General features: G+C 32.6%; 17 protein-coding genes. 6 read left to right on the forward strand and 11 right to left on the reverse strand.

What is annotated here, in order from left to right:
• Positions 1-101: 101 nt before the first annotated feature.
• Positions 102-1,277 (forward strand): diglucosyl diacylglycerol synthase, encoded by a 1,176-nt coding sequence (locus tag KA900_RS04190; protein ID WP_115342314.1) that lies wholly within the window; start codon positions 102-104, stop codon positions 1,275-1,277.
• The gene (gene ltaA / locus KA900_RS04195; RefSeq protein WP_182478052.1) at positions 1,255-2,457 is read left to right on the forward strand and encodes a lipoteichoic acid biosynthesis MFS flippase LtaA; all 1,203 of its coding nucleotides are present in this window, start codon (positions 1,255-1,257) and stop codon (positions 2,455-2,457) included. Before KA900_RS04190 ends, ltaA begins: the two co-directional genes overlap by 23 nt.
• A gap of 129 nt (positions 2,458-2,586) precedes the next feature.
• Here the strand turns inward: ltaA and KA900_RS04200 are convergent, their stop codons facing one another.
• From KA900_RS04200 to KA900_RS04210, 3 genes are all read right to left on the reverse strand, one after another.
• Positions 2,587-3,096, reverse strand: a complete 510-nt coding sequence (locus KA900_RS04200) for a YjcG family protein (RefSeq protein ID WP_096810462.1) — start codon at positions 3,094-3,096, stop codon at positions 2,587-2,589.
• Between the two features lie 85 nt (positions 3,097-3,181).
• Positions 3,182-3,928 carry an esterase family protein gene (locus KA900_RS04205; protein ID WP_096810463.1) on the reverse strand — a complete coding sequence of 249 codons (747 nt, stop codon included), beginning with the start codon at positions 3,926-3,928 and terminating at the stop codon, positions 3,182-3,184.
• A 99-nt stretch (positions 3,929-4,027) separates the two neighbouring features.
• On the reverse strand, positions 4,028-5,599 hold the full coding sequence (locus KA900_RS04210; RefSeq protein WP_115342316.1) for an alanine/glycine:cation symporter family protein: 1,572 nt from the start codon (positions 5,597-5,599) through the stop codon (positions 4,028-4,030).
• Between the two features lie 333 nt (positions 5,600-5,932).
• Between KA900_RS04210 and cozEa the strand changes: the two genes are divergently transcribed.
• On the forward strand, positions 5,933-7,018 hold the full coding sequence (gene cozEa / locus KA900_RS04215) for a lipoteichoic acid biosynthesis protein CozEa (RefSeq protein ID WP_103373248.1): 1,086 nt from the start codon (positions 5,933-5,935) through the stop codon (positions 7,016-7,018).
• An 848-nt stretch (positions 7,019-7,866) separates the two neighbouring features.
• Here cozEa and fabI read toward each other — a convergent pair.
• From fabI to KA900_RS04250, 7 genes are all read right to left on the reverse strand, one after another.
• A complete protein-coding gene (fabI, locus tag KA900_RS04220) occupies positions 7,867-8,637 on the reverse strand; it encodes an enoyl-ACP reductase FabI (RefSeq protein WP_096810466.1) in 771 nt (256 codons plus the stop codon).
• Positions 8,638-8,853: 216 nt separating this feature from the next.
• Complete coding sequence (locus KA900_RS04225) at positions 8,854-10,692, reverse strand: monovalent cation:proton antiporter family protein (protein WP_096810467.1); 1,839 nt, start codon at positions 10,690-10,692, stop codon at positions 8,854-8,856.
• Positions 10,693-10,700: 8 nt separating this feature from the next.
• Positions 10,701-12,029: a magnesium transporter gene (gene mgtE, locus KA900_RS04230; protein WP_369967584.1), complete on the reverse strand. Its 1,329-nt coding sequence runs from the start codon at positions 12,027-12,029 to the stop codon at positions 10,701-10,703.
• 83 nt (positions 12,030-12,112) lie between these two features.
• Complete coding sequence (locus KA900_RS04235) at positions 12,113-12,967, reverse strand: RluA family pseudouridine synthase (protein WP_210139322.1); 855 nt, start codon at positions 12,965-12,967, stop codon at positions 12,113-12,115.
• Positions 12,967-13,776, reverse strand: a complete 810-nt coding sequence (locus KA900_RS04240; protein WP_096810470.1) for an NAD kinase — start codon at positions 13,774-13,776, stop codon at positions 12,967-12,969. The genes KA900_RS04235 and KA900_RS04240 overlap by 1 nt, the downstream gene beginning before the upstream one ends.
• Before the next feature lie 11 nt (positions 13,777-13,787).
• A complete protein-coding gene (gene yjbM / locus KA900_RS04245) occupies positions 13,788-14,423 on the reverse strand; it encodes a GTP diphosphokinase (protein WP_096810471.1) in 636 nt (211 codons plus the stop codon).
• Between the two features lie 16 nt (positions 14,424-14,439).
• A complete protein-coding gene (locus tag KA900_RS04250; protein WP_096810472.1) occupies positions 14,440-14,787 on the reverse strand; it encodes a UPF0738 family protein in 348 nt (115 codons plus the stop codon).
• Positions 14,788-14,976: 189 nt separating this feature from the next.
• Here KA900_RS04250 and KA900_RS04255 point away from each other — a divergent pair, with 189 nt between their 5' ends.
• The 3 genes from KA900_RS04255 to yjbH all read left to right on the forward strand — a co-directional run bounded on the left by KA900_RS04255 (position 14,977) and on the right by yjbH (position 16,826).
• The gene (locus KA900_RS04255; RefSeq protein ID WP_096810473.1) at positions 14,977-15,561 is read left to right on the forward strand and encodes a CYTH domain-containing protein; all 585 of its coding nucleotides are present in this window, start codon (positions 14,977-14,979) and stop codon (positions 15,559-15,561) included.
• Positions 15,562-15,648: 87 nt separating this feature from the next.
• A complete protein-coding gene (locus tag KA900_RS04260) occupies positions 15,649-16,020 on the forward strand; it encodes a truncated hemoglobin YjbI (protein ID WP_096810474.1) in 372 nt (123 codons plus the stop codon).
• A gap of 17 nt (positions 16,021-16,037) precedes the next feature.
• Positions 16,038-16,826, forward strand: a complete 789-nt coding sequence (gene yjbH, locus KA900_RS04265) for a protease adaptor protein YjbH (RefSeq protein WP_096810475.1) — start codon at positions 16,038-16,040, stop codon at positions 16,824-16,826.
• Positions 16,827-17,353: 527 nt separating this feature from the next.
• Here yjbH and pepF read toward each other — a convergent pair.
• Positions 17,354-19,162 carry an oligoendopeptidase F gene (gene pepF / locus KA900_RS04270; protein WP_096810476.1) on the reverse strand — a complete coding sequence of 603 codons (1,809 nt, stop codon included), beginning with the start codon at positions 19,160-19,162 and terminating at the stop codon, positions 17,354-17,356.
• Positions 19,163-19,173: the final 11 nt, after the last annotated feature.

The following is a 19,173-nucleotide window of genomic DNA, read 5'->3' on the forward strand; positions in this document are numbered from 1 at the left end:
AATGATATAATCGCTATTCATTGTGTTTTTTCTTTCGCAAGACAATAAAATGCGTTAAACTTAGCATGAGCTAAATTTATACTATTGGAGGGTGACTCAAAATGGTTACTCGTAACAAAAAAATATTGATTATTACTGGTTCTTTTGGTAATGGGCATTTACAGGTTACTCAAAGCATAGTAAACCAATTCAATGAAATGAATCTAGACAATTTAACAGTTATAGAACATGATTTGTTTTTAGAAGCTCACCCTATTCTGACTTCTATATGTAAAAAGTGGTATATCAATAGCTTTAAGTATTTTAGAAATATGTATAAATCTTTTTACTATAGCAAACCAGATCAAATTGACAAATGCTTCTATAAATATTATGGCTTAAATAAATTAATTAATTTATTACTAAAAGAAAAGCCGGATTTAATTTTGCTTACTTTTCCAACACCAGTTATGTCTGTATTAACTGAACAATTTGATATGAATATTCCAATAGCTACAGTTATGACAGATTATAGATTGCAAAAGAACTGGGTTACACCTCATTCCCAAAAATATTATTTGGCTACCGAGGAATTAAAAGACGAGTTCGCTGCAATAGGAATTCCTAGAAATCAATTAAAAGTCACAGGTATCCCTATTTCTGACAAATTTGAAAAAGATATAGATACAACTTCGTGGTTACGTCAAAATAATTTAAATCCAGAAAAACCTACTATCCTTATGTCAGCAGGTGCATTTGGTGTATCTAAAGGATTTGGACAGATGATTTATGATATTTTAACTAAAAGTCCACATTCACAAGTGGTTATGATTTGTGGTAAAAATAAAGAGTTAAAACGCACATTGGCTAACCAATTTAAAGATTATGATAACGTACTTATTTTAGGTTACACAAAACAAATGAATGAATGGATGGCGTCCAGTCAATTAATGATTACAAAACCTGGAGGCATTACTATCTCAGAGGCACTAACACGCCAAATACCAATGATTTTCTTAGATCCTGCACCAGGACAGGAATTAGAAAATGCTATTTACTTTGAAGAAAAAGGTTACGGTAAAATCGCTTATACACCAAAGGAAGCGATTCAACAGGTCGCATCGTTAACTAATAATTCAACTTCATTAAAAGAGATGACTAAAGCAATGAGTGAATCACGCATCCCCTATTCAACATATAAATTATGCAAAGACTTATTAGAACTTCTAGATCATTCTACTCGATATGAAGAAGTATATGGAAAGGTTCCTTTATATGCAAAGCTCTTCGTTAAATGATATTAACTATAACTCAAATAAAAACTTTATAATTATGTTGATCATTTTATTTTTAATGGAGTTTGCTAGAGGTATGTACGTGCTTAGTTATTTAGCGTTACTTCCGACAGCAACTTCTATTGCGGTAGGTGTTACATCTATCGCTATTTCTATTCACTTTATTGCTGATGCGTCCACAAATTTTGTCATTGGATTTTTACTTAAACGCTTAGGCACCAAGCTTGTGTTAACACTGGGTTTCTTATTAGCTTTTGGTAGCTTATTTTTAGTGATTTGGTTCCCAACATCACCCATTGTATTAATCACGAGTGCTATCTTATTAGGTATTGCCGTTAGTCCAATTTGGGTAATTATGCTAGCAAGTGTAGATGAAAAAAATCGCGGTAAGCAAATGGGCTATGTTTATTTCTCGTGGCTTTTAGGTTTATTAGTCGGTATGGTCGGCATGAACTTGATATTTAAAATACATCCAACACAATTCGCTTTTATGATGTCACTCTTCGTACTCATAGCATGGATTTTATATTACTTTGTTAAAATACGGCTTACAAATTACAATACAAGACCTGTTAAACAACAACTAGGCCAAATTGTAAATGTGACTAAACGTCATCTCATCTTGTTCCCAGGTATTTTATTACAAGGTGCATCTATCACAGCCCTAGTGCCCATACTACCTACATATGCAACAAAAGTCGTCGGGGTTTCAACCGTTGAATATACAATGGCAATCATTATTGGCGGCATCGGTTGTACAGTCTCTATGCTATTTTTATCTAAAATTATCGATAAAAACGGGACATCTTTTATGTATGGCATTATATTTAGCGGATTTGTCTTATACACTTTAATGATATTTACATTATCTATTATCACAGACATTAAAATCGTTTGGGGTCTTGCGTTATTTATAGGGCTAATGTACGGCATCTTATTACCTGCATGGAATACATTTATGGCGAGTCATATTCATATGGATGAACAAGAAGAGACTTGGGGGGTGTTTAACAGTGTACAAGGGTTTGGATCAATGATTGGTCCACTTGTTGGAGGATTAATCACAGAATTCTCTAAATCAGTTAATAACACTTTCTATTTTTCAGCACTAGTATTTTTATTTTTAGCAATATTTTACGGCATATATTTTGTTAAAAATAAAAACAAACATCAGTATAGCTAATTTAAACAAACCATTCACAAGTAAAAAGGGGTCGCTATCCTTTTAGACATCCTCTAAAAGTTGATAGTGACTCCTTTTTAGTTTCAATATTATATTTTCGGTCATCGAAATATAAGTTCATCTAAAATATTATGCAAAATTGAAATTCTCTAATACTTTCCATTTTTCAGCACTTTCGTCATAATAAACTAAAGAAAGTTGCTCAATTGCTTCTTTATAGTCAATACCCGCTAAGTTCAATTGACCAAAGATGTCTTCGAACTCTTGACTCGTCAAGCCTTGTGCAATTGTAAAATGTGGCACAAATGGATGTTCCGGACGACCATAAAAATCACCACTGTTAAATTGGTTAAATAATTTTTCTAAAGTTTCAGTTTTTGCTACTTTAAAATAAATTACGTTTGTAATTGGCGCAAAGTTAGATGCCTTTGTCGCGTGTACTTCAACAGGTGGTATCCCCTCGATTCTTGATTTGATTGTCTCTTTGACAGCTTCAAGATCACTTTCGTTTATTTTGAAATGTTCTTTAATCGTAATATGTGGCATGATTGTTGCATAATGCGCATCATAACGTTTACGATATGCGTTCACTTCATCTTGAAATGCTTTTGACGGAATTAATGCTAATCCTAAAATCATTTAAATTCCTCCTTTGTTTAACATAACTACATTATATCAAATTTCATAAAAATTCGTTACTTTTAACTAAATTTCCTTCAGATAATCAAAAAGAAATATTATCTGATAAAAAATATTTTAATAAATCATCTAGTAAATTTTTCCACGATTTCCATCTATGTCCGCCTTCGAACTCTGTATAATGGTAGGTAATGCTACTATTTTCAATGATTGTCCTAAGCTGGCGGTTAGGCGTTAAAAAATCTGCGCTTTTACCTGTAGTTGGCAGAGCAAAATCGTCTTCTTCTAACCCAACTGTATGCCAAATTGTCAATTGTTCCTGAAATTGACAACGCTCAATCAATGTTTGTATTACATCATCATGTTGAGGACTTAAAAGGCCGACTTGACTAAATATTCTTGGATATGATAATGCTGTCATTAACGCTGCACTTCCAGCTAGACTATCACCTAGCACTACCCTACCATTACCTACCTTATAAGTTGGAAACTGAGCATCAATATACGGTAAAATTTCGTTAGCCATAGCTTTCACCGTCAAAGGCGTGCGAATTCCTCGTGGGTGAAATTCAGCTCTCCGTTTTTCGACATCTTCATAGTGAAATCCTACAAAGATAGCTCTTTCTATTTCATTTGCTTCCCATAATTTCTCGTATGTTCTGTGAATTTTCCCAAAACTGAAAAAATCTAAACCATCAAAACAAAAGATAACTTTATATTTAAACAGTTCTGTAAAATCTTTAGGTAAATAAATAGACAATGTTACATCTCTATCTAATATTTTACTAGGAAAATCTATCTTATTTATTCTTCCTGGTTGAAAATGATCCATAAAAAAATGCGCCCCCTCGTAGTCTTAATGACATTGTACCAAGAGACGCATTATTTTAAAATAAATCGATTAAAATCCATCTAATTTCCATATTTAGTTTTAATCATTTATGTTTTCTTTTCTTAAACGTTCCGGGTAATCTTTTAACCAAAATACAGCGTTAGGTACTTCCTCAGGATCTGGTTTATATATTGCTTTTTTACCAGAACCTAATTGTTTTTTCTGCATTTCATAATCTTTTAATGCATTAATGGCAGGCTTGTGTAATAACCAAATCGCAATAATATTAAGCCACGCCATCATTCCTACGCCTAAATCTCCCATTAACCACGCGATATCTGCTGTTTTGACAGCACCGTATACTGTAGCTAAAATCAAGACAATTCTTGTTATATTAATAAACATAAAAGAAGTTCTAAAATTTGCATTTCTTGTTAAATACGCAATATTCGTCTCTGCGATATAGTAATATGCCAAAATAGTAGTAAAAGCAAAGAAAAACAATGCTATAGCTATAAAATAAGAGCCTAATCCAGAGAATGCAGGGTCAAAGTGGTAACTGCCTCCTTGTAACGCTTTATCTATACCTGCCTGTGCATACATTGCTGTACCGGAATAATCTTTATCACCATTAGACATTTCCACAAAAATACCATTATCCTTAATTAAGCTTGCCTTATCACTCGGTGTATTGCCACCGTCAGTTACATTGTAAGTACCTGAAAGTAAAATGATCAGTGCAGTAGCTGTACAAACAAATAATGTGTCTATATAGACTGAGAAAGCTTGAACTAAACCTTGCTTAGCTGGGTGTGAAACTTCAGCTGCTGCTGCTGCGTGTGGTCCAGTCCCTTGGCCCGCTTCATTGGAATAGAGTCCTCTTTTTACACCAATTTCAATCATAGCGCCTACAATGCCACCAAACGCCGCTTCCATCCCAAATGCAGATTTAAATATTAATGCAAAGAGTGCAGGCACTGCTTCAATATTAATGATAATAATAATAACTGCCATTAATATATATATTATTGCCATAAATGGTACCACTGCAGTTGCAGCATTAGCAATCCACTTGATACCGCCAAATATAATTAGTCCAATAATGATTGCTAAGAAAATAGCAATCACCCAAGGATTTAACTGGAATGCATTTTTCATTGAACTAGATATTGCGTTTGATTGAACACCGGGCAACAATAATCCTACTGAAATAACAGTGACAATCGCAAAAATCAAACCATATATTTTCCCTGTTTTCCCCTTAATGCCATATTCAATATAAAAAGCTGGCCCGCCTCGGTACTGACCCTTTTCATCACGTTTATATATTTGGCCAAGTGTAGATTCAATAAACGCACTACTCGCGCCTAGAAAAGACGTAGCCCACATCCAAAATACTGCGCCAGGTCCTCCAATAAATATCGCTGTAGATACACCTACGATATTACCAGTACCTACACGACCGGCTAAAGATAATGCAATTGCTTGAAAACTTGAAATACCTGTTGGTGATTTTTCCCCTTGAAACATCAACCTTATCATTTCTTTAAAATGTCTTACTTGGAAAAATTTCATAAATAGTGAAAATAAAATCCCCGTGATAAGTAAACCGTAAACTAAAGGCTTGCTCCAAACAATGTCATAAAGCCAAGTTAAAAAACCTTCTATCATAACTTATCCCCCTTGTTTAACCATTATAGAAAATGATATTTTTTCATATTATACACATATATTAGGTTCCGCGCAACGCATTTTTTTAGTTATTATTTTCACAATTTATATATTAAGTTATGAAATTTTATAGAAAGTATATTAATAAATATTATATTTATTAAAACGAATACCACACTATTTATTAAAATTTCTTATATATTCATATTATGCGAATCCTTTATTATAAATATATTTTCTACGCGTAGATTCACAATTTTATCTTTTGTTCTATCTTTTTTTAAGATATACTGAATAGTAAATTCAAATAAAGTTTTTAGGAGGAACCGTCCTATGCTTAACAAGGTATGGTTTAGAACAGGAATCGCTTTATTAATCCTGTTTTTACTAGTCAAATTAGTAATGGAAGTACACACTATCTTTACACCTTTTATTATTATTCTTCAATCGGTGTTATTACCATTGTTACTAAGTGGCTTCTTATTTTATATTTGTTTACCTTTTCAAAAAATACTTGAAAAAAATAAAATCCCGCGCTGGGGTAGTATCACAATCATCTTTATAGGATTAATTATAATCATAGGTATTGTTATTGGCGTGTTAGCTCCGTTAATTGCCGAACAAATTGAAAACTTAGTAAATCAAATACCAGCTTTACAACATGAAGCTCAACACATTATAAACTTTGCGTTAGACCAGATGGAAAGATTACCTAATGACGTAACAGATAGAATTAATAAAATGGTTCAGTCTATGAGCGATAGCATCGCTGGCATTCTATCCAACTCGTTAGGATACCTTACATCATTTATTTCTACTTTGTTCTTACTAATAATGGTTCCGTTCTTCTTGATTTATATGTTAAAAGATCATGAACGTTTTATACCTTTTATCGCAAGATTGTTTAAAGGAGATAGAAAAGTATTTACTGTAGAATTATTGAAGGATTTAAATGAAACAGTTAAATCTTATATTCAAGGGCAAGTTACAGTTAGTATTATTCTCGGAATTATTTTATATATTGGTTATTCCATTGTAGGTCTAAATTATACACTTTTACTTGTTATGTTCGCTTGTGTAGCTAATATGATTCCTTTCTTAGGTCCTTGGATGGCTTTTGTTCCTGCAGGGGTCATTGCTATTATACAAAGTCCTACTATATTCATTTGGGTATGTATCATCACACTTGTTGCACAACAACTTGAAGGTAACGTGATTACGCCTAATGTAATGGGTAAATCTCTTAGCATTCATCCATTAACTATTATTGTAGTCATTTTAGCTGCTGGGAATCTAGGTGGATTCGGCCTTATCTTAATAGCTGTACCACTATACGCGGTAATTAAGACTGTAGTTCGCAACGTGTTCCGTTATCGACAAGATATTATCGCTAAAGCAAATAGCGATGTAAAAGAATAAAATAATTGGTAAACATTAACAAAAGCAATATGTAAATCTAATTAATTATAAAAAGTTGCTTGTCTTGCCTATAATAAAAAAGCTAGGATATCAATATCTCTGCCGCCTGATTAAAGAATAAACGTCCATTTCTATTGAAATAATATAGCAATGGACGTTTTACTTGTTTTTATGAAATTTTATCTCGTTGAGCTACTATTTTTCTTACATTGTATGATTTTAGGGCAAATACAAGTTTTTGTTTGTCTTTGTCCCCCACATTGCTCTGAATTTTAAATCATTCTTTTGGTTTGGTTCAATCTTCGTTCCTTTACGTAAATTGTGTTCTAAATTCATCCAACGCGTTATTGTGCCAAATCTGTATCAGTATTTTTAAATTTCTAATGCGGTTTTATCTTTCATAAGTCCATTGCAGCGTAATCTTATGTCTTGTTATAACCATTACCTATCATAAGTTTCCTTGTTAATTTAATTAAGTGGTGTTGATTAAAATGATATGTAAATGTAGTAGAAGTTGCGACATGCCTTCAACCAAAAGCAGTACATTAAAACTACAGGTTCAAGTTAAATCTACGCGAAGCGCGTAAAATAATACAAAGTGTTGTTATAAAATGAGCCCCAAGAAGATACTCTAAGTTAGAAATCTTTTTGGGGCTGAATGTTGGGATTTGTATCCCAAACATGTTCGCTTTTAAATAGTATTTGATAACAAACACAAGATAGCATTCAAACATTGCTACATTAATTTCTATCTTGCATTTTAATAAACATTTAATACGTGAAAATAGTTGAGATACATTGGTATTATAAAGCAATATTATTTTTTATCATATTGGTTTACTCACGAATTATTTAACGATATGATAGCCACTATCTACATGAATATTTTCTCCTGTAACACCGCTTGATAAATCACTTAATAAATATGCTGCTGTTTTACCAACTTCTTCTTGGTCTACATTACGTTTTAATGGCGCACGTTCTTCAATTTCTTTCATAATCGTATTAAATCCACCAACGCCTTTAGCGCTTAGCGTACGGATTGGACCAGCTGAGATTGCATTCACACGAATATTATCTTCACCAAGATCCAATGCTAAATAACGTACATTGGCTTCTAGACTCGCTTTTGCTACGCCCATTACATTGTAATTCTGTACTGCAAATTCGCCACCTAAATAAGTTGTAGCAACGATACTGCCGCCTTCGGGCATAATTTTTTTAGCTTCTCTTGCAACGATTGTTAATGAATATGAGCTAATATCTTGGGCTAATAAGAAACCATCTCGAGATGTGTCTGAAAAACGTCCTCTCAAATCTTCCATATTAGCAAATGCAATTGAATGGTAAACACCATCAATATGCCCCACTTCTTCACCAATTTTGGTAAAACCATCGATTACATCGTCATCGTTTTGCACATCTATTTGGTACATACGTGGCGTTTGTTGATCCAATTGTTCTACAAGTTTTTCCATTTCTTTTCTACTACGATCTTTACGATATGTAAAAACTAATTTCGCACCTAATTTGTCTAATACTTTAGCTACACCAAAACCGATACTACGTTTATTTGCAATACCCATAATGACGAATGTTTTATTTTCTAAATTTAACATGAAAATAACTCCTTTTTTAATTTTCATTTTAAATTGGCTCGAGAATTTATAATCAATACACTAATCATTTTGCTCAATGCCAATTCTAACAAACTTCATTTTAACATTGGTTTCATTATTTAAACAATTTATTTTACTAACTTCTATTTAAATTAAATAGGAGTAGGATTGAAATCATACCTTACTAATACGATTTCGTTGCCCACTCCCTTTATATTAATAATAAAATTCTAGTTCACGTTTTAATTCATCAACATATTCTTTTGAACCTGTCACAATAACTCGGTCTTTATAACGCAATTGTGTATCACCATGAGGTACGATAGATTCATTATTTCTAATAATTCTTACAAAAATAATGTCGCCATCAAATGGGAAATTACGTAATTGAATCTGATCATACTGATGGTTTAACATTGCAATTTCATATAATGATGTTTCCACGTTACTTAAAAGGTTTAGCATATTAGGTGTTTCTATTAAACCTTTCAATAGAATCTTGTTACTCATGAATCCACTAAACACTTCGATACCTTCGCTTTGTAAAGCTTCATCACCTGTACTTGCTTCTAATCTACAAATAACTCGGTTCACACCGTGGTTTTTAGCCATTAATGCAACTTTTCGGTTAATATCATCGTCGTTTGTAGAGCAAACCACGATATCTCTTTCAAATAAACCTAAGCGTTCTAATAAACCTTCTTCATAGTCGGCAATTTCAATCATTGAAATTGCATCGGATAATTTACGTTTATCACTTAAATCATTTCGATAATAAAGCGAAACTTGGTAAAGTTGCGATGTTAAATTTTGAGCGATCGGTATGGTTAATTGGTTTTTACCAATTAAGCTCACTTCAATTTGTCTCGTAGCTTCATCTGGCATTGGGAACATCTTTTTAAATATAATCGGTACAAAAACACATGTTATCACTGCGCTTAAAATTAAAATACCTGATATTTCTGAAGATATTGTACCTAGTTGTTCTGCAATCTTCGCCGAAGCAATCACTAAAGACAATGTAGAAGTTAATAGAAATGCTGAAGAAATCGTTGTTTTCATATCAAACCATCTACGTATATACACCACTGGTATTAATTTAGATATTAAAAATGCTAATATTAAAAATGGAATAATGATTAATAACGATGGTTCTTTTATTAACGTAGGTATATTTAAATCTACACCAACCATTATAAAAAAGATTGGAATAAAGAAGCCATAACCAAATGAATCTAATTTCTCTACCATGTCTTCATCTGGACCTAATAATGAAACGATTACACCAGCTAAGAAGGCACCTAAAATATTTTCTGCACCAACACCTTCTGCTAAAGCAACCAACATAATGATGAGTGCAAATACTGCACGAATACCAATTTGCGTCGTGCCATCCATTAACTTCTGCAAGAATTGCGCTTTTTTAAATATACCACCTAAGAAATAGAAGATAATCGCAAATACAACCAAGCTACCGATTAACCAAAGTGATGTGCCGCCTGAGGCATGTAAAGCACCATATACAGTTAATAATATCATCGTAACTAAGTCAGCTAAAACTGCAACAAGCAAGATAAATTGACCTATAGTCGTACGCATAATATTCATTTCTTTTAAAGTTGGTACAACAACGCCTAATGAAATAGTTGAAATAATAATAACCATAAGCAAGATATCGTCAATTAAACCAAACCATTTGAAAGCATATGCTAGGGCAATTGAGATAATCATGATTAACATAAATACAAAGAGCGCTAATTGTAAATGTCCTGGCTCTTTGCTTTTTTCTTTATCTTTAGTTACGTTTTTTTCTTTTTTAAAGGCTTTAAAATCAATTTCTAGACCACTTAAAAACATTAAGAAAATAAAGCCTAGCGTTGATAAAATATTTAACATCGCATCACGTTCAACAATATCTAAAAATGAATGACCGATGATGATGCCCATTAATATTTCTGCCACAACAACAGGTAAAAACGTAATTCGTAATCTATTTATTAAAATCGGTGTAAAGAACGCTGCCAATACAACGACGACAAGTGATAAAAATTCCATATACCCCCCTAAAGTAAATAAGACATGAATGAAGTTGCTAATCCAAAGTAAATCAGCATACTCACAATATCATTAATTGTAGTTATAAATGGACCACTAGCTACTGCTGGATCAATGTTTAATTTATTCATTACTAAAGGTATCATTGAACCTACTAATGTACCAACTGTCATGGCAATCGTTAAACTACTTGCAACGATTGTAGCTAATATAGGTTGTCCATAAAGGATGAGTATAATAATAAATAATAAAATTGCGCAAACTAAACCACTTAAAAAGCCACTGCCCGCTTCTCTTAATGCCACTTTAAAATTACTTTGTTCATCTATTTCACCTGTGGAAATATTACGAACAGAAACGGCAAGTGATTGTGTGCCAGAGTTACCAGACATACCACTAATAATCGGAATAAATGCAGCTAACAATGAAACTTGTGCCAACGTATCTTCAAATGACCCTAATATCGTTGCTGTTATCATTCCTAAAAATGTTAAAATGATAAGCCACGGCAGACGCTTCTTAGCAGTTTTAATGACTGAATCATTGGTAGCATCGACATCTGAAACCCCTGCTAAACGTGAGTAGTCTTCACTAGCTTCTTCATCTATAACGTCTAAAATATCATCAATAGTTATAATCCCTAATAAATGATCTTGATAATCGACAACTGGCATAGCAATAAAGTCATAATCACGCATTTTTTGAGCTACGTCTTCTTGGTCATCAGCTGCGTTTGCGCTGATAACACGTTCGCTCATAATATCTTCAATATAAGCATCATTTTCTGCCACTATTAAATCTCTTAAAGACAAGACGCCAGCTAATTGTTTATGTTCATTAACAGCAAATATGACATAAATAGTTTCTGCATCTGGCGCTTGTTCCTTAACATGCATCAAAGCCTCTTTGACAGGCATAGTTGACTTTAATGAAATATATTCCGTCGTCATGATACCGCCGGCAGTGTCTTCATCATAATGGAGTAAAGCTTTAATTTCTTTAGCTTCATCACGGTTCATGAGTGTTAATAAGCTTACTATTTTCTGTTTAGACAATTGGTTCATAATGTCAACTGCATTATCGTATGACATGTCCTCTAACACTTTACTAGCATATGTAGCATCCATGGTATCAAAGAGCTCTTCATAATCTTCTTCATCAATTTCTAATTGTTCGAAGAAATCTGCTACTTCTTCAGGGGACAATACTTCAAATATTTTTTGTCTAATCTCTTCGTCGCTATCTTCAAAGTATTCACTTTGTTCATATGTGTGCATCGCTAAGAATTCTTCTCTAAACGCATCTATATGATTTTCATGTAGCAAGTTATCCAACATTGCTTGATCATATACTTGTTCATCTTCTAAAACGATTTGATCTTTTTCATTTGCCAAAAGTCCCACCTCCATGGTTAGTCAAATTATATCATTTTAAATATATTTTCTATTGCGTCATATTTATCTTGAATTTCAAATGTTTCGTTGTAAATTGGGTGTATAAAGGACACTTTACTGCATCGTAATAATTGATGTTTATATATCGGATGTGTTCCACCATATAAATCATCGCCTACAATGGGGTGCCCTATATGTTGGAGATGTACACGTATTTGGTGTGTTCTACCCGTTAGTAACGTTATCTCGCACAAACTAGAATGATTTTCATATTGTAAGCATTTATATTTTGTTTTTGCTTGTTTTCCAGCAATATCTACGCGTCGCTGAATAATACTAGAAGGATCTCTACCGATTGGCGCATCTATCAGGCCTTGACTCCTTATTTTTCCATAACATATACATAAATAGGTTTTATCTATTACTGTTTTAGACATCAGATGATGTAGAAAACCGTGTTTTGCTAAGATCACAATTCCTGAGGTATTTCGGTCAATTCTAGTCACAATATGTGGGACCAACCATTGGTTTGTGTCTTTAAAATAGCCTAGCGCTTGTTCAACTAAACTAAAATGTTTATGGTCTCGTGATGGCGCACAATTTTGATTGGCTTCTTTAGATACAATTAATAAGTAATCATCTTCATATAAAATATTTAAAGGTTGATTAAATGGGTGTAAATTAGAACTTGCTGTTTCTTGACCTAATTGTACATTTAATATATCTCCTATTTCTAGTTGTTTTCGAACGGTTTCTGGTTGCCCATTAACTATTAAAGCGCCATTATGTTTAATGGCGCTAATTGTGTTCTTGGAATACTGACGTTCTTGTAAAAAAGTTTTTAACATACACGTGCTTCCAATAATATAAGTGAATTGCATTACTCGTCGTCCCCACTGGAAATAAACGAATCGTGCACTCTTTTCCAAAATGGAAATGGTCTAAATCTAGCGAATCTAATTTTTTCATTCGCTACTCTAAATTGAATTGCATTAACATTTTTATGTTTTATACTGACATGATCGATTGTTGTTAAAATTGTATCATGATTTACAGGTGTAATAAGACATGTGTGATGCTTCGGTAACACTAAAGGCGAACCAACTGTTCTGAAAACTCTATTGTTAATAGACGCTATTTCAGCAATTTGCATTGCTTCTAAAGATGGATGTATCAAAGCGCCCCCTAAAGCCTTGTTGTAAGCAGTTGAACCTGATGGCGTTGAAACACAAAGTCCATCTCCTCTAAAGCGTTCGAATTGATTACCTCTAATATTGACATCAACAACTAACGTTGAACCATTCTCTGTTTTCATCGTTGCTTCATTTAATGCTAAGTATCTTGTTTCATACCCATTGTTATTGTATCGTACAATAATTTCTAATAGTGGATATTCTATCACTTGGAATTCCGAATTATTAATTTCAATAATTAATTTTTCAACTTCATGTGGCAACCAATCAGCGTAAAATCCTAAATGACCTGTATGTACACCAACGAAAGCACACCGAGATAGCATATGGCTATATTGGTGGAATGCTTGTAATAATGTACCGTCCCCACCAACGGAAATGACAATTTCAGGATTTTCGGCGTCTTCAATCATTTTAAAGTCTTTCATATGATTAATCATCTTATGCTTTAAAGCGTTAGACTTGGAATCACCTTTAGACAAAATCGTATATCGCATGATTACACCCCCTAATCATTATTATGTTTTTTAGCGCGTTTTTTAGAATAATATTTTTGTGCTTCTTGTATTTCTTCTTTAATTTCTGACATTTCTTCATCAAGTAAAAATGCCGCTTCAGCCGCTCGTTCTAATCGGTGCTGAATTTCTGGAGGATAATCTCCATCATATTTATAACGTAAGGTGTGTTCAATCGTTGCCCAAAAGTTCATTGCTAATGTTCTGATTTGTATTTCAGCTAAAATTGATTTTTCGCCATTAAGTGTTTCGATTGGATATTCAATTATGACATGATATGAACGGTAACCACTTTGTTTCGTGTTACTAATATAGTCACGCTCTTCTACCACTTTAAAATCTTGACGTTGTCTCAAAAGATTAACAACAATATCAATATCATCTACAAATTGACACATTAATCTCAGACCTGCAATATCATACATTTCTTCGTGCAAACGGTCAAATGAAATTTGTCTTTTATTCGCTTTATCAATAATACTTGTCATTGGCTTAACGCGGCCTGTTACGAATTCAATCGGTGAAGCATTATCTTCTACATCGTATTGCTTTCTTAGGCCTTTTAGTTTAACTTTTAATTCATCAACTGCTTGTCTATATGGAGATAAAAACTGATCCCATTGATTCATTGTGCTTCACTCCGCTTCACTCTAATTCGAAAGTATCTTCCACAACAGAAACAAACGCCTTACCATAGTTTGAATTACCTTGAATATTATCTAATATGTAATTAAGTTCTCTTCCGAATTGTTTTAATTCTAAATGATCATTAATTATTATTTTCTTGTTTTTATTTTCATGTAACATTGACCATGTTTCTTGAACAAATATTAAATAGGAATAGGATTGGCCATCATCTAAGATATATGCAAAACTATAATTATCACTGTCAACAAGCATTTGTCCTGCTTCTTGTAAACCTTCCGTAGATTGTTCTGTATAACAATTTAAACTATCTTTTGTTACTTTAATTTCATTCACATAAATACGCATGCTTGTTCCTCCTTATTCTTCATCATTTTAACATAATTATCCCGTACATAACACGTTACATGTCTATTATAATGTCATCAATATACTTTAATATAATATAATCATTTCCACCTAGCGATGCAATTCAATTTAAATTAACTTACAAGTCCTTTAAAATGAATTATCATAAATATTTAAGGAGTGTGTATTGTGTCAACGAACAACGAAATCGAATTTAAGCAACTACTATCTAAAGCAAACTATCAGGACATTTATGACAAATATTTTTTAGATGAAAAAGCATTTAGCCAAACCAATTATTACATCGATACATTAAACTTCGATTTAAAATCACATCAATCCGCATTGAGAATCAGAGTTAAAAACAATGCCTATGAAATGACTTTAAAAGTACCTGCAGAAATTGGTTTACTAGAATACAACTTTGAAACCAATATTGAGCCTAAACTAAATAAACAAATTGAAAGTCAAGATTTACCTGAAGATATATTAGATCAACTTTTAAATATGGGTATAGATATTGATTCATTAATCATTTTAGGTGATTTAACCACTGAACGCATCGAAAAGGAAATCGATGGCAATTTGCTTGTCTTAGATAAAAATCGTTATCTTGGTTTTGAGGATTTTGAACTTGAATATGAAGTAGATGATTATAATGAAGGGTTAATTCAATTCAAATCTATTCTTAATCAATTTAATATAAAACATGAAATGCCAAACAATAAAGTTCAAAGATTTTTCAATCGTAAATATAAATTAAGCAACAACTAGTTGCGCACAATATTAAGAAGTCGAATTACTTCCAAATGTAAAAATTCATGTTATATTAGTATTATATTAGCAGAATATGGTGATATTATGACGCAAACACCTTACGAGGTTATTGGACAAGATGCCTTATTTAAAATGATTGACCATTTTTATTATATGGTTGAACGTGATGATAGAATTAATCATTTGTTTCCTGGGGATTTTGAAGAAACAAGTAGAAAACAAAAGCAATTCTTAACTCAATTTTTAGGTGGTCCGCAACTATACACAGAAGAACATGGTCATCCAATGTTAAAAAAACGACATTTAGAATTTGTAATAACAACTGATGAACGTGACGCATGGCTTGAAAATATGTACGAAGCAATTCAACAAGCACATTTTCCTGCGGGCGTCGGGGATTATTTATATGAACGATTACGTTTAACAGCGAATCACATGGTTAATTCCGAAAATTAATTGTAGGTGAAAAAAACATGGCTGAAGAATTAAAATTAATAAATGCTAATAGTCGTGAAGATGCAAATCTTTCACCTTTGAGTAAGATAGAAATTTATTCCTTTTTCGATCCATTCAGTAAAGAATGCTTTAAATTGTCAGCAATACTTTCAAAATTACGTCTCGAATATAAACAATATATTAGCATCAGACACATTTTGAATCCTTCCTTAAGGGTATTGACGAAATGCCAAGCACAGAGCACATCAAATCTAGATAATATTGCTTTAGCTTATAAAGCTGCCGAACTCCAAGGACGCATACGAGCAGAACGCTTTATACACCTTGTTCAAAATGAGATTATACCGAAGCGTGATATTATCACCGAAGAGATGGTTAATAATTGCATTAGTAACGCAGGTCTTGATTATGAAGTCTTTAAAGAAGACTTACATAAAAGTGCTTTAAAGGAAAGCTTACAAGTTGATTTGCATATTGCTCGAGAAATGGAAATTGAAGAAGCCCCGTCCCTTGTTTTCTTTAATGAAGATATACAAGAAGAAGGTTTAAAAGTTGAAGGCTTATACCCTTATCATATATATACGTATATCATAAATGAACTTATTGGTACACCAATTGAAAAAGAACTTCCACCAAGTTTAGAATCTTACATTCAACAACAACAATTAGTAACCAAAGAAGAGTTACTGACTATTTATGAATGGCCTGAAAAATTATTGAATAAAGAACTGAAAAAATTAGCATTACAACAAAAAATAGAGAAACTACACTCTCCTGATGGTAAATTTTGGAAATCTAAAGTTTGAATCCCATTTTATATTCAAAACAAAAAATGTAATACCATTTCAATTTTACAATCACGATATCCTAGTTCCAATACAAGAAGCACTGCCCAAAAATGGACAGTGCTTCTTTGTATGTAATATTTATTGTGATCTGATCTCAATGATTAAGCAAAGTTAAACAGTTAAAATAAGTCTAAATATAGCATAAGCAAATGCTCCTTTTTACTACATTAACCCCTTCTATTTTACTTTATTTATTTAAACATTAAATACAGTTTGGTGATGCTAAAATAACTGAATAGTTATTCAATATCTTATACATAACGTAACAGTTTTAAAAATAGGTATAAAAAAAACGCCGTGTCTGATTACACGGCGCTAAACAAAGGGGATGGGAGAAATTTTTCACTTCAAACAAAGGGGTATGTTTGTTATGTGATTAATTTCATGTATATAATATAACACGCTGATATATACCTTTCAACCTTTTAAATTAAATAAATCCACTTTGTCACAAACTTGTCATATTGTAAACGAATACATTCATACTAAGCTTTCATTAGTTTTTCAAAGGCGTCTAATTTTTGTTCAAATACTTGGCAAGCTTGTTCAATTGGTTCTGGTGTCGTCATATCTACACCTGCATTTTTTAAGATTTCAATTGGATAATCTGAGCTTCCTTTTTTCAAGAATTCATTAATATAACGTTCTACAGCAGGTTTACCTTCTGTTAAAATCTGATGACTTAAGCTCTGTGCTGCACTGTATCCGGTTGCATATTGATACACATAATAATTCATATAGAAGTGCGGTATTCTTGACCACTCTTTACTAATATTTTCATCCGTTTCAACGGAATCACCAAAATATTTTCTATTTAAATCCGCATATACTTCATTCATACGGTTTGCAGTTAATGGTTCTCCAGCTTCTTCTATTTGGTGAATTTTATGTTCAAATTCTGCAAACATTGTCTGTCTAAATAATGTCGCACGGAAACGTTCAAGTTCTTGATTTAATAACAGTAATCTACGTTTATCGTCTAGGTGTTTATCCATATAGTCACTCAATAAAGCTTCGTTACAGGTCGACGCGACTTCTGCTACAAAAATAGTATAGTCACTTAAGTTCGACGGCTGGTTTTGGCGACTGAAATAACTATGTGCAGAATGTCCGAATTCATGAACTAAAGTATATAAGTCTGAAACTGTATTTGACCAATTTAATAAAATAAATGGATTCGTTAAATGGGCGCCTGAAGAATAGCCGCCAGAACGTTTCCCTTTATTTTCAAATACATCTACCCAACGATTATTTAGCCCTTCTTCAACAACTTTCATATATTCTTCGCCCATTGGTTGTAATGCTTTTAGCATCCAATCTTTAGCTTCTTCATATGGCATTTCAAACTTAACATCTTTAACTAAAGGCGTATAAAGGTCATACATTTTCATATCTTCTAACCCTAAAAGTTCTTTGCGTAACTTAGTATAACGATGTAGTAAAGGTAAGTATTTATGAACTGTTTTCACTAAATTATCATACACCGTTTCTGGAATGTGATTATTGCTTAAAGCTGCTTCTCTTGCAGTATTGTAATGATGCGTTTTTGCGTTAAATACATTTTTCTTAACTTCTCCAGCTAAAGTCGCGCTAAGCGTATTATTGTATGCACCATATGCTTTATATAGGTTTTCATATGCAGACTGACGTAAAACGCGATCATCTGATTCTAAACATTTGATAAATGTACCTTGCGTTAGAGCGTGGCGCTGGCCATCTTTATCTATTGCATCTTCAAATTCTAAATCTGCATTGCTAAACATACCATAAACATTATCAGGCGTAGATAATGCATCTTGTGCCTCAGTCAATAATTTTTCTTTATCCGCGCTAAGCACATGAGGTCTTTTTTCATTAATTAATTTCAAATCAAATTGATAGCGTTTCAAATCTTCATTTTCTTCAATAAATGATTGAATCGTTGCTTCATCGATTTGTAAAATTTCAGGTACTAGGAAACTCCAAGCAGAACTAAATTTTATGATTAATTGATGTGCACGTGACTCAAAACCTGTATATTTATCATTTGCAGTATCTTGATCTTGCTTTAAGTGCGCGTAAACATACACTTTTTCTAATTTAGAACCTAATGCATCTTCAAGTGCTAAAGCATTGTAAAGTGTAGTTGAATTATCTGCTAAATGGCCAACAAATTGTTGTTCTTGACCTATATTATCTTCCACTTCTTTAAATGCTTTTTCAAAAGCTTCATCGGATTCAAAGATAGTAGATAAATCCCAAGTGTATTCAGGATATTTACGTTCTTGCTCTTCTCTTGTTAATTGTTGTGTCATAATATCTAGTA

The sequence above is a fragment of the Staphylococcus sp. GDY8P120P genome, from assembly GCF_017892065.1.
GTDB classification, from domain to species: Bacteria; Bacillota; Bacilli; order Staphylococcales; family Staphylococcaceae; genus Staphylococcus; species Staphylococcus nepalensis.

What these genes read in the sequence shown, in the direction of transcription:
- KA900_RS04190 (WP_115342314.1), top strand. Translation starts at nt 102, where the DNA reads ATGGTTACTCGTAACAAAAAAATATTGATTATTACTGGTTCTTTTGGT.
- ltaA (WP_182478052.1), top strand. Translation starts at nt 1,255, where the DNA reads ATGCAAAGCTCTTCGTTAAATGATATTAACTATAACTCAAATAAAAAC.
- KA900_RS04200 (WP_096810462.1), bottom strand. Translation starts at nt 3,096, where the DNA reads ATGATTTTAGGATTAGCATTAATTCCGTCAAAAGCATTTCAAGATGAA.
- KA900_RS04205 (WP_096810463.1), bottom strand. Translation starts at nt 3,928, where the DNA reads ATGGATCATTTTCAACCAGGAAGAATAAATAAGATAGATTTTCCTAGT.
- KA900_RS04210 (WP_115342316.1), bottom strand. Translation starts at nt 5,599, where the DNA reads ATGATAGAAGGTTTTTTAACTTGGCTTTATGACATTGTTTGGAGCAAG.
- cozEa (WP_103373248.1), top strand. Translation starts at nt 5,933, where the DNA reads ATGCTTAACAAGGTATGGTTTAGAACAGGAATCGCTTTATTAATCCTG.
- fabI (WP_096810466.1), bottom strand. Translation starts at nt 8,637, where the DNA reads ATGTTAAATTTAGAAAATAAAACATTCGTCATTATGGGTATTGCAAAT.
- KA900_RS04225 (WP_096810467.1), bottom strand. Translation starts at nt 10,692, where the DNA reads ATGGAATTTTTATCACTTGTCGTCGTTGTATTGGCAGCGTTCTTTACA.
- mgtE (WP_369967584.1), bottom strand. Translation starts at nt 12,029, where the DNA reads ATGTTGGATAACTTGCTACATGAAAATCATATAGATGCGTTTAGAGAA.
- KA900_RS04235 (WP_210139322.1), bottom strand. Translation starts at nt 12,967, where the DNA reads ATGCAATTCACTTATATTATTGGAAGCACGTGTATGTTAAAAACTTTT.
- KA900_RS04240 (WP_096810470.1), bottom strand. Translation starts at nt 13,776, where the DNA reads ATGCGATATACGATTTTGTCTAAAGGTGATTCCAAGTCTAACGCTTTA.
- yjbM (WP_096810471.1), bottom strand. Translation starts at nt 14,423, where the DNA reads ATGAATCAATGGGATCAGTTTTTATCTCCATATAGACAAGCAGTTGAT.
- KA900_RS04250 (WP_096810472.1), bottom strand. Translation starts at nt 14,787, where the DNA reads ATGCGTATTTATGTGAATGAAATTAAAGTAACAAAAGATAGTTTAAAT.
- KA900_RS04260 (WP_096810474.1), top strand. Translation starts at nt 15,649, where the DNA reads ATGACGCAAACACCTTACGAGGTTATTGGACAAGATGCCTTATTTAAA.
- yjbH (WP_096810475.1), top strand. Translation starts at nt 16,038, where the DNA reads ATGGCTGAAGAATTAAAATTAATAAATGCTAATAGTCGTGAAGATGCA.
- pepF (WP_096810476.1), bottom strand. Translation starts at nt 19,162, where the DNA reads ATGACACAACAATTAACAAGAGAAGAGCAAGAACGTAAATATCCTGAA.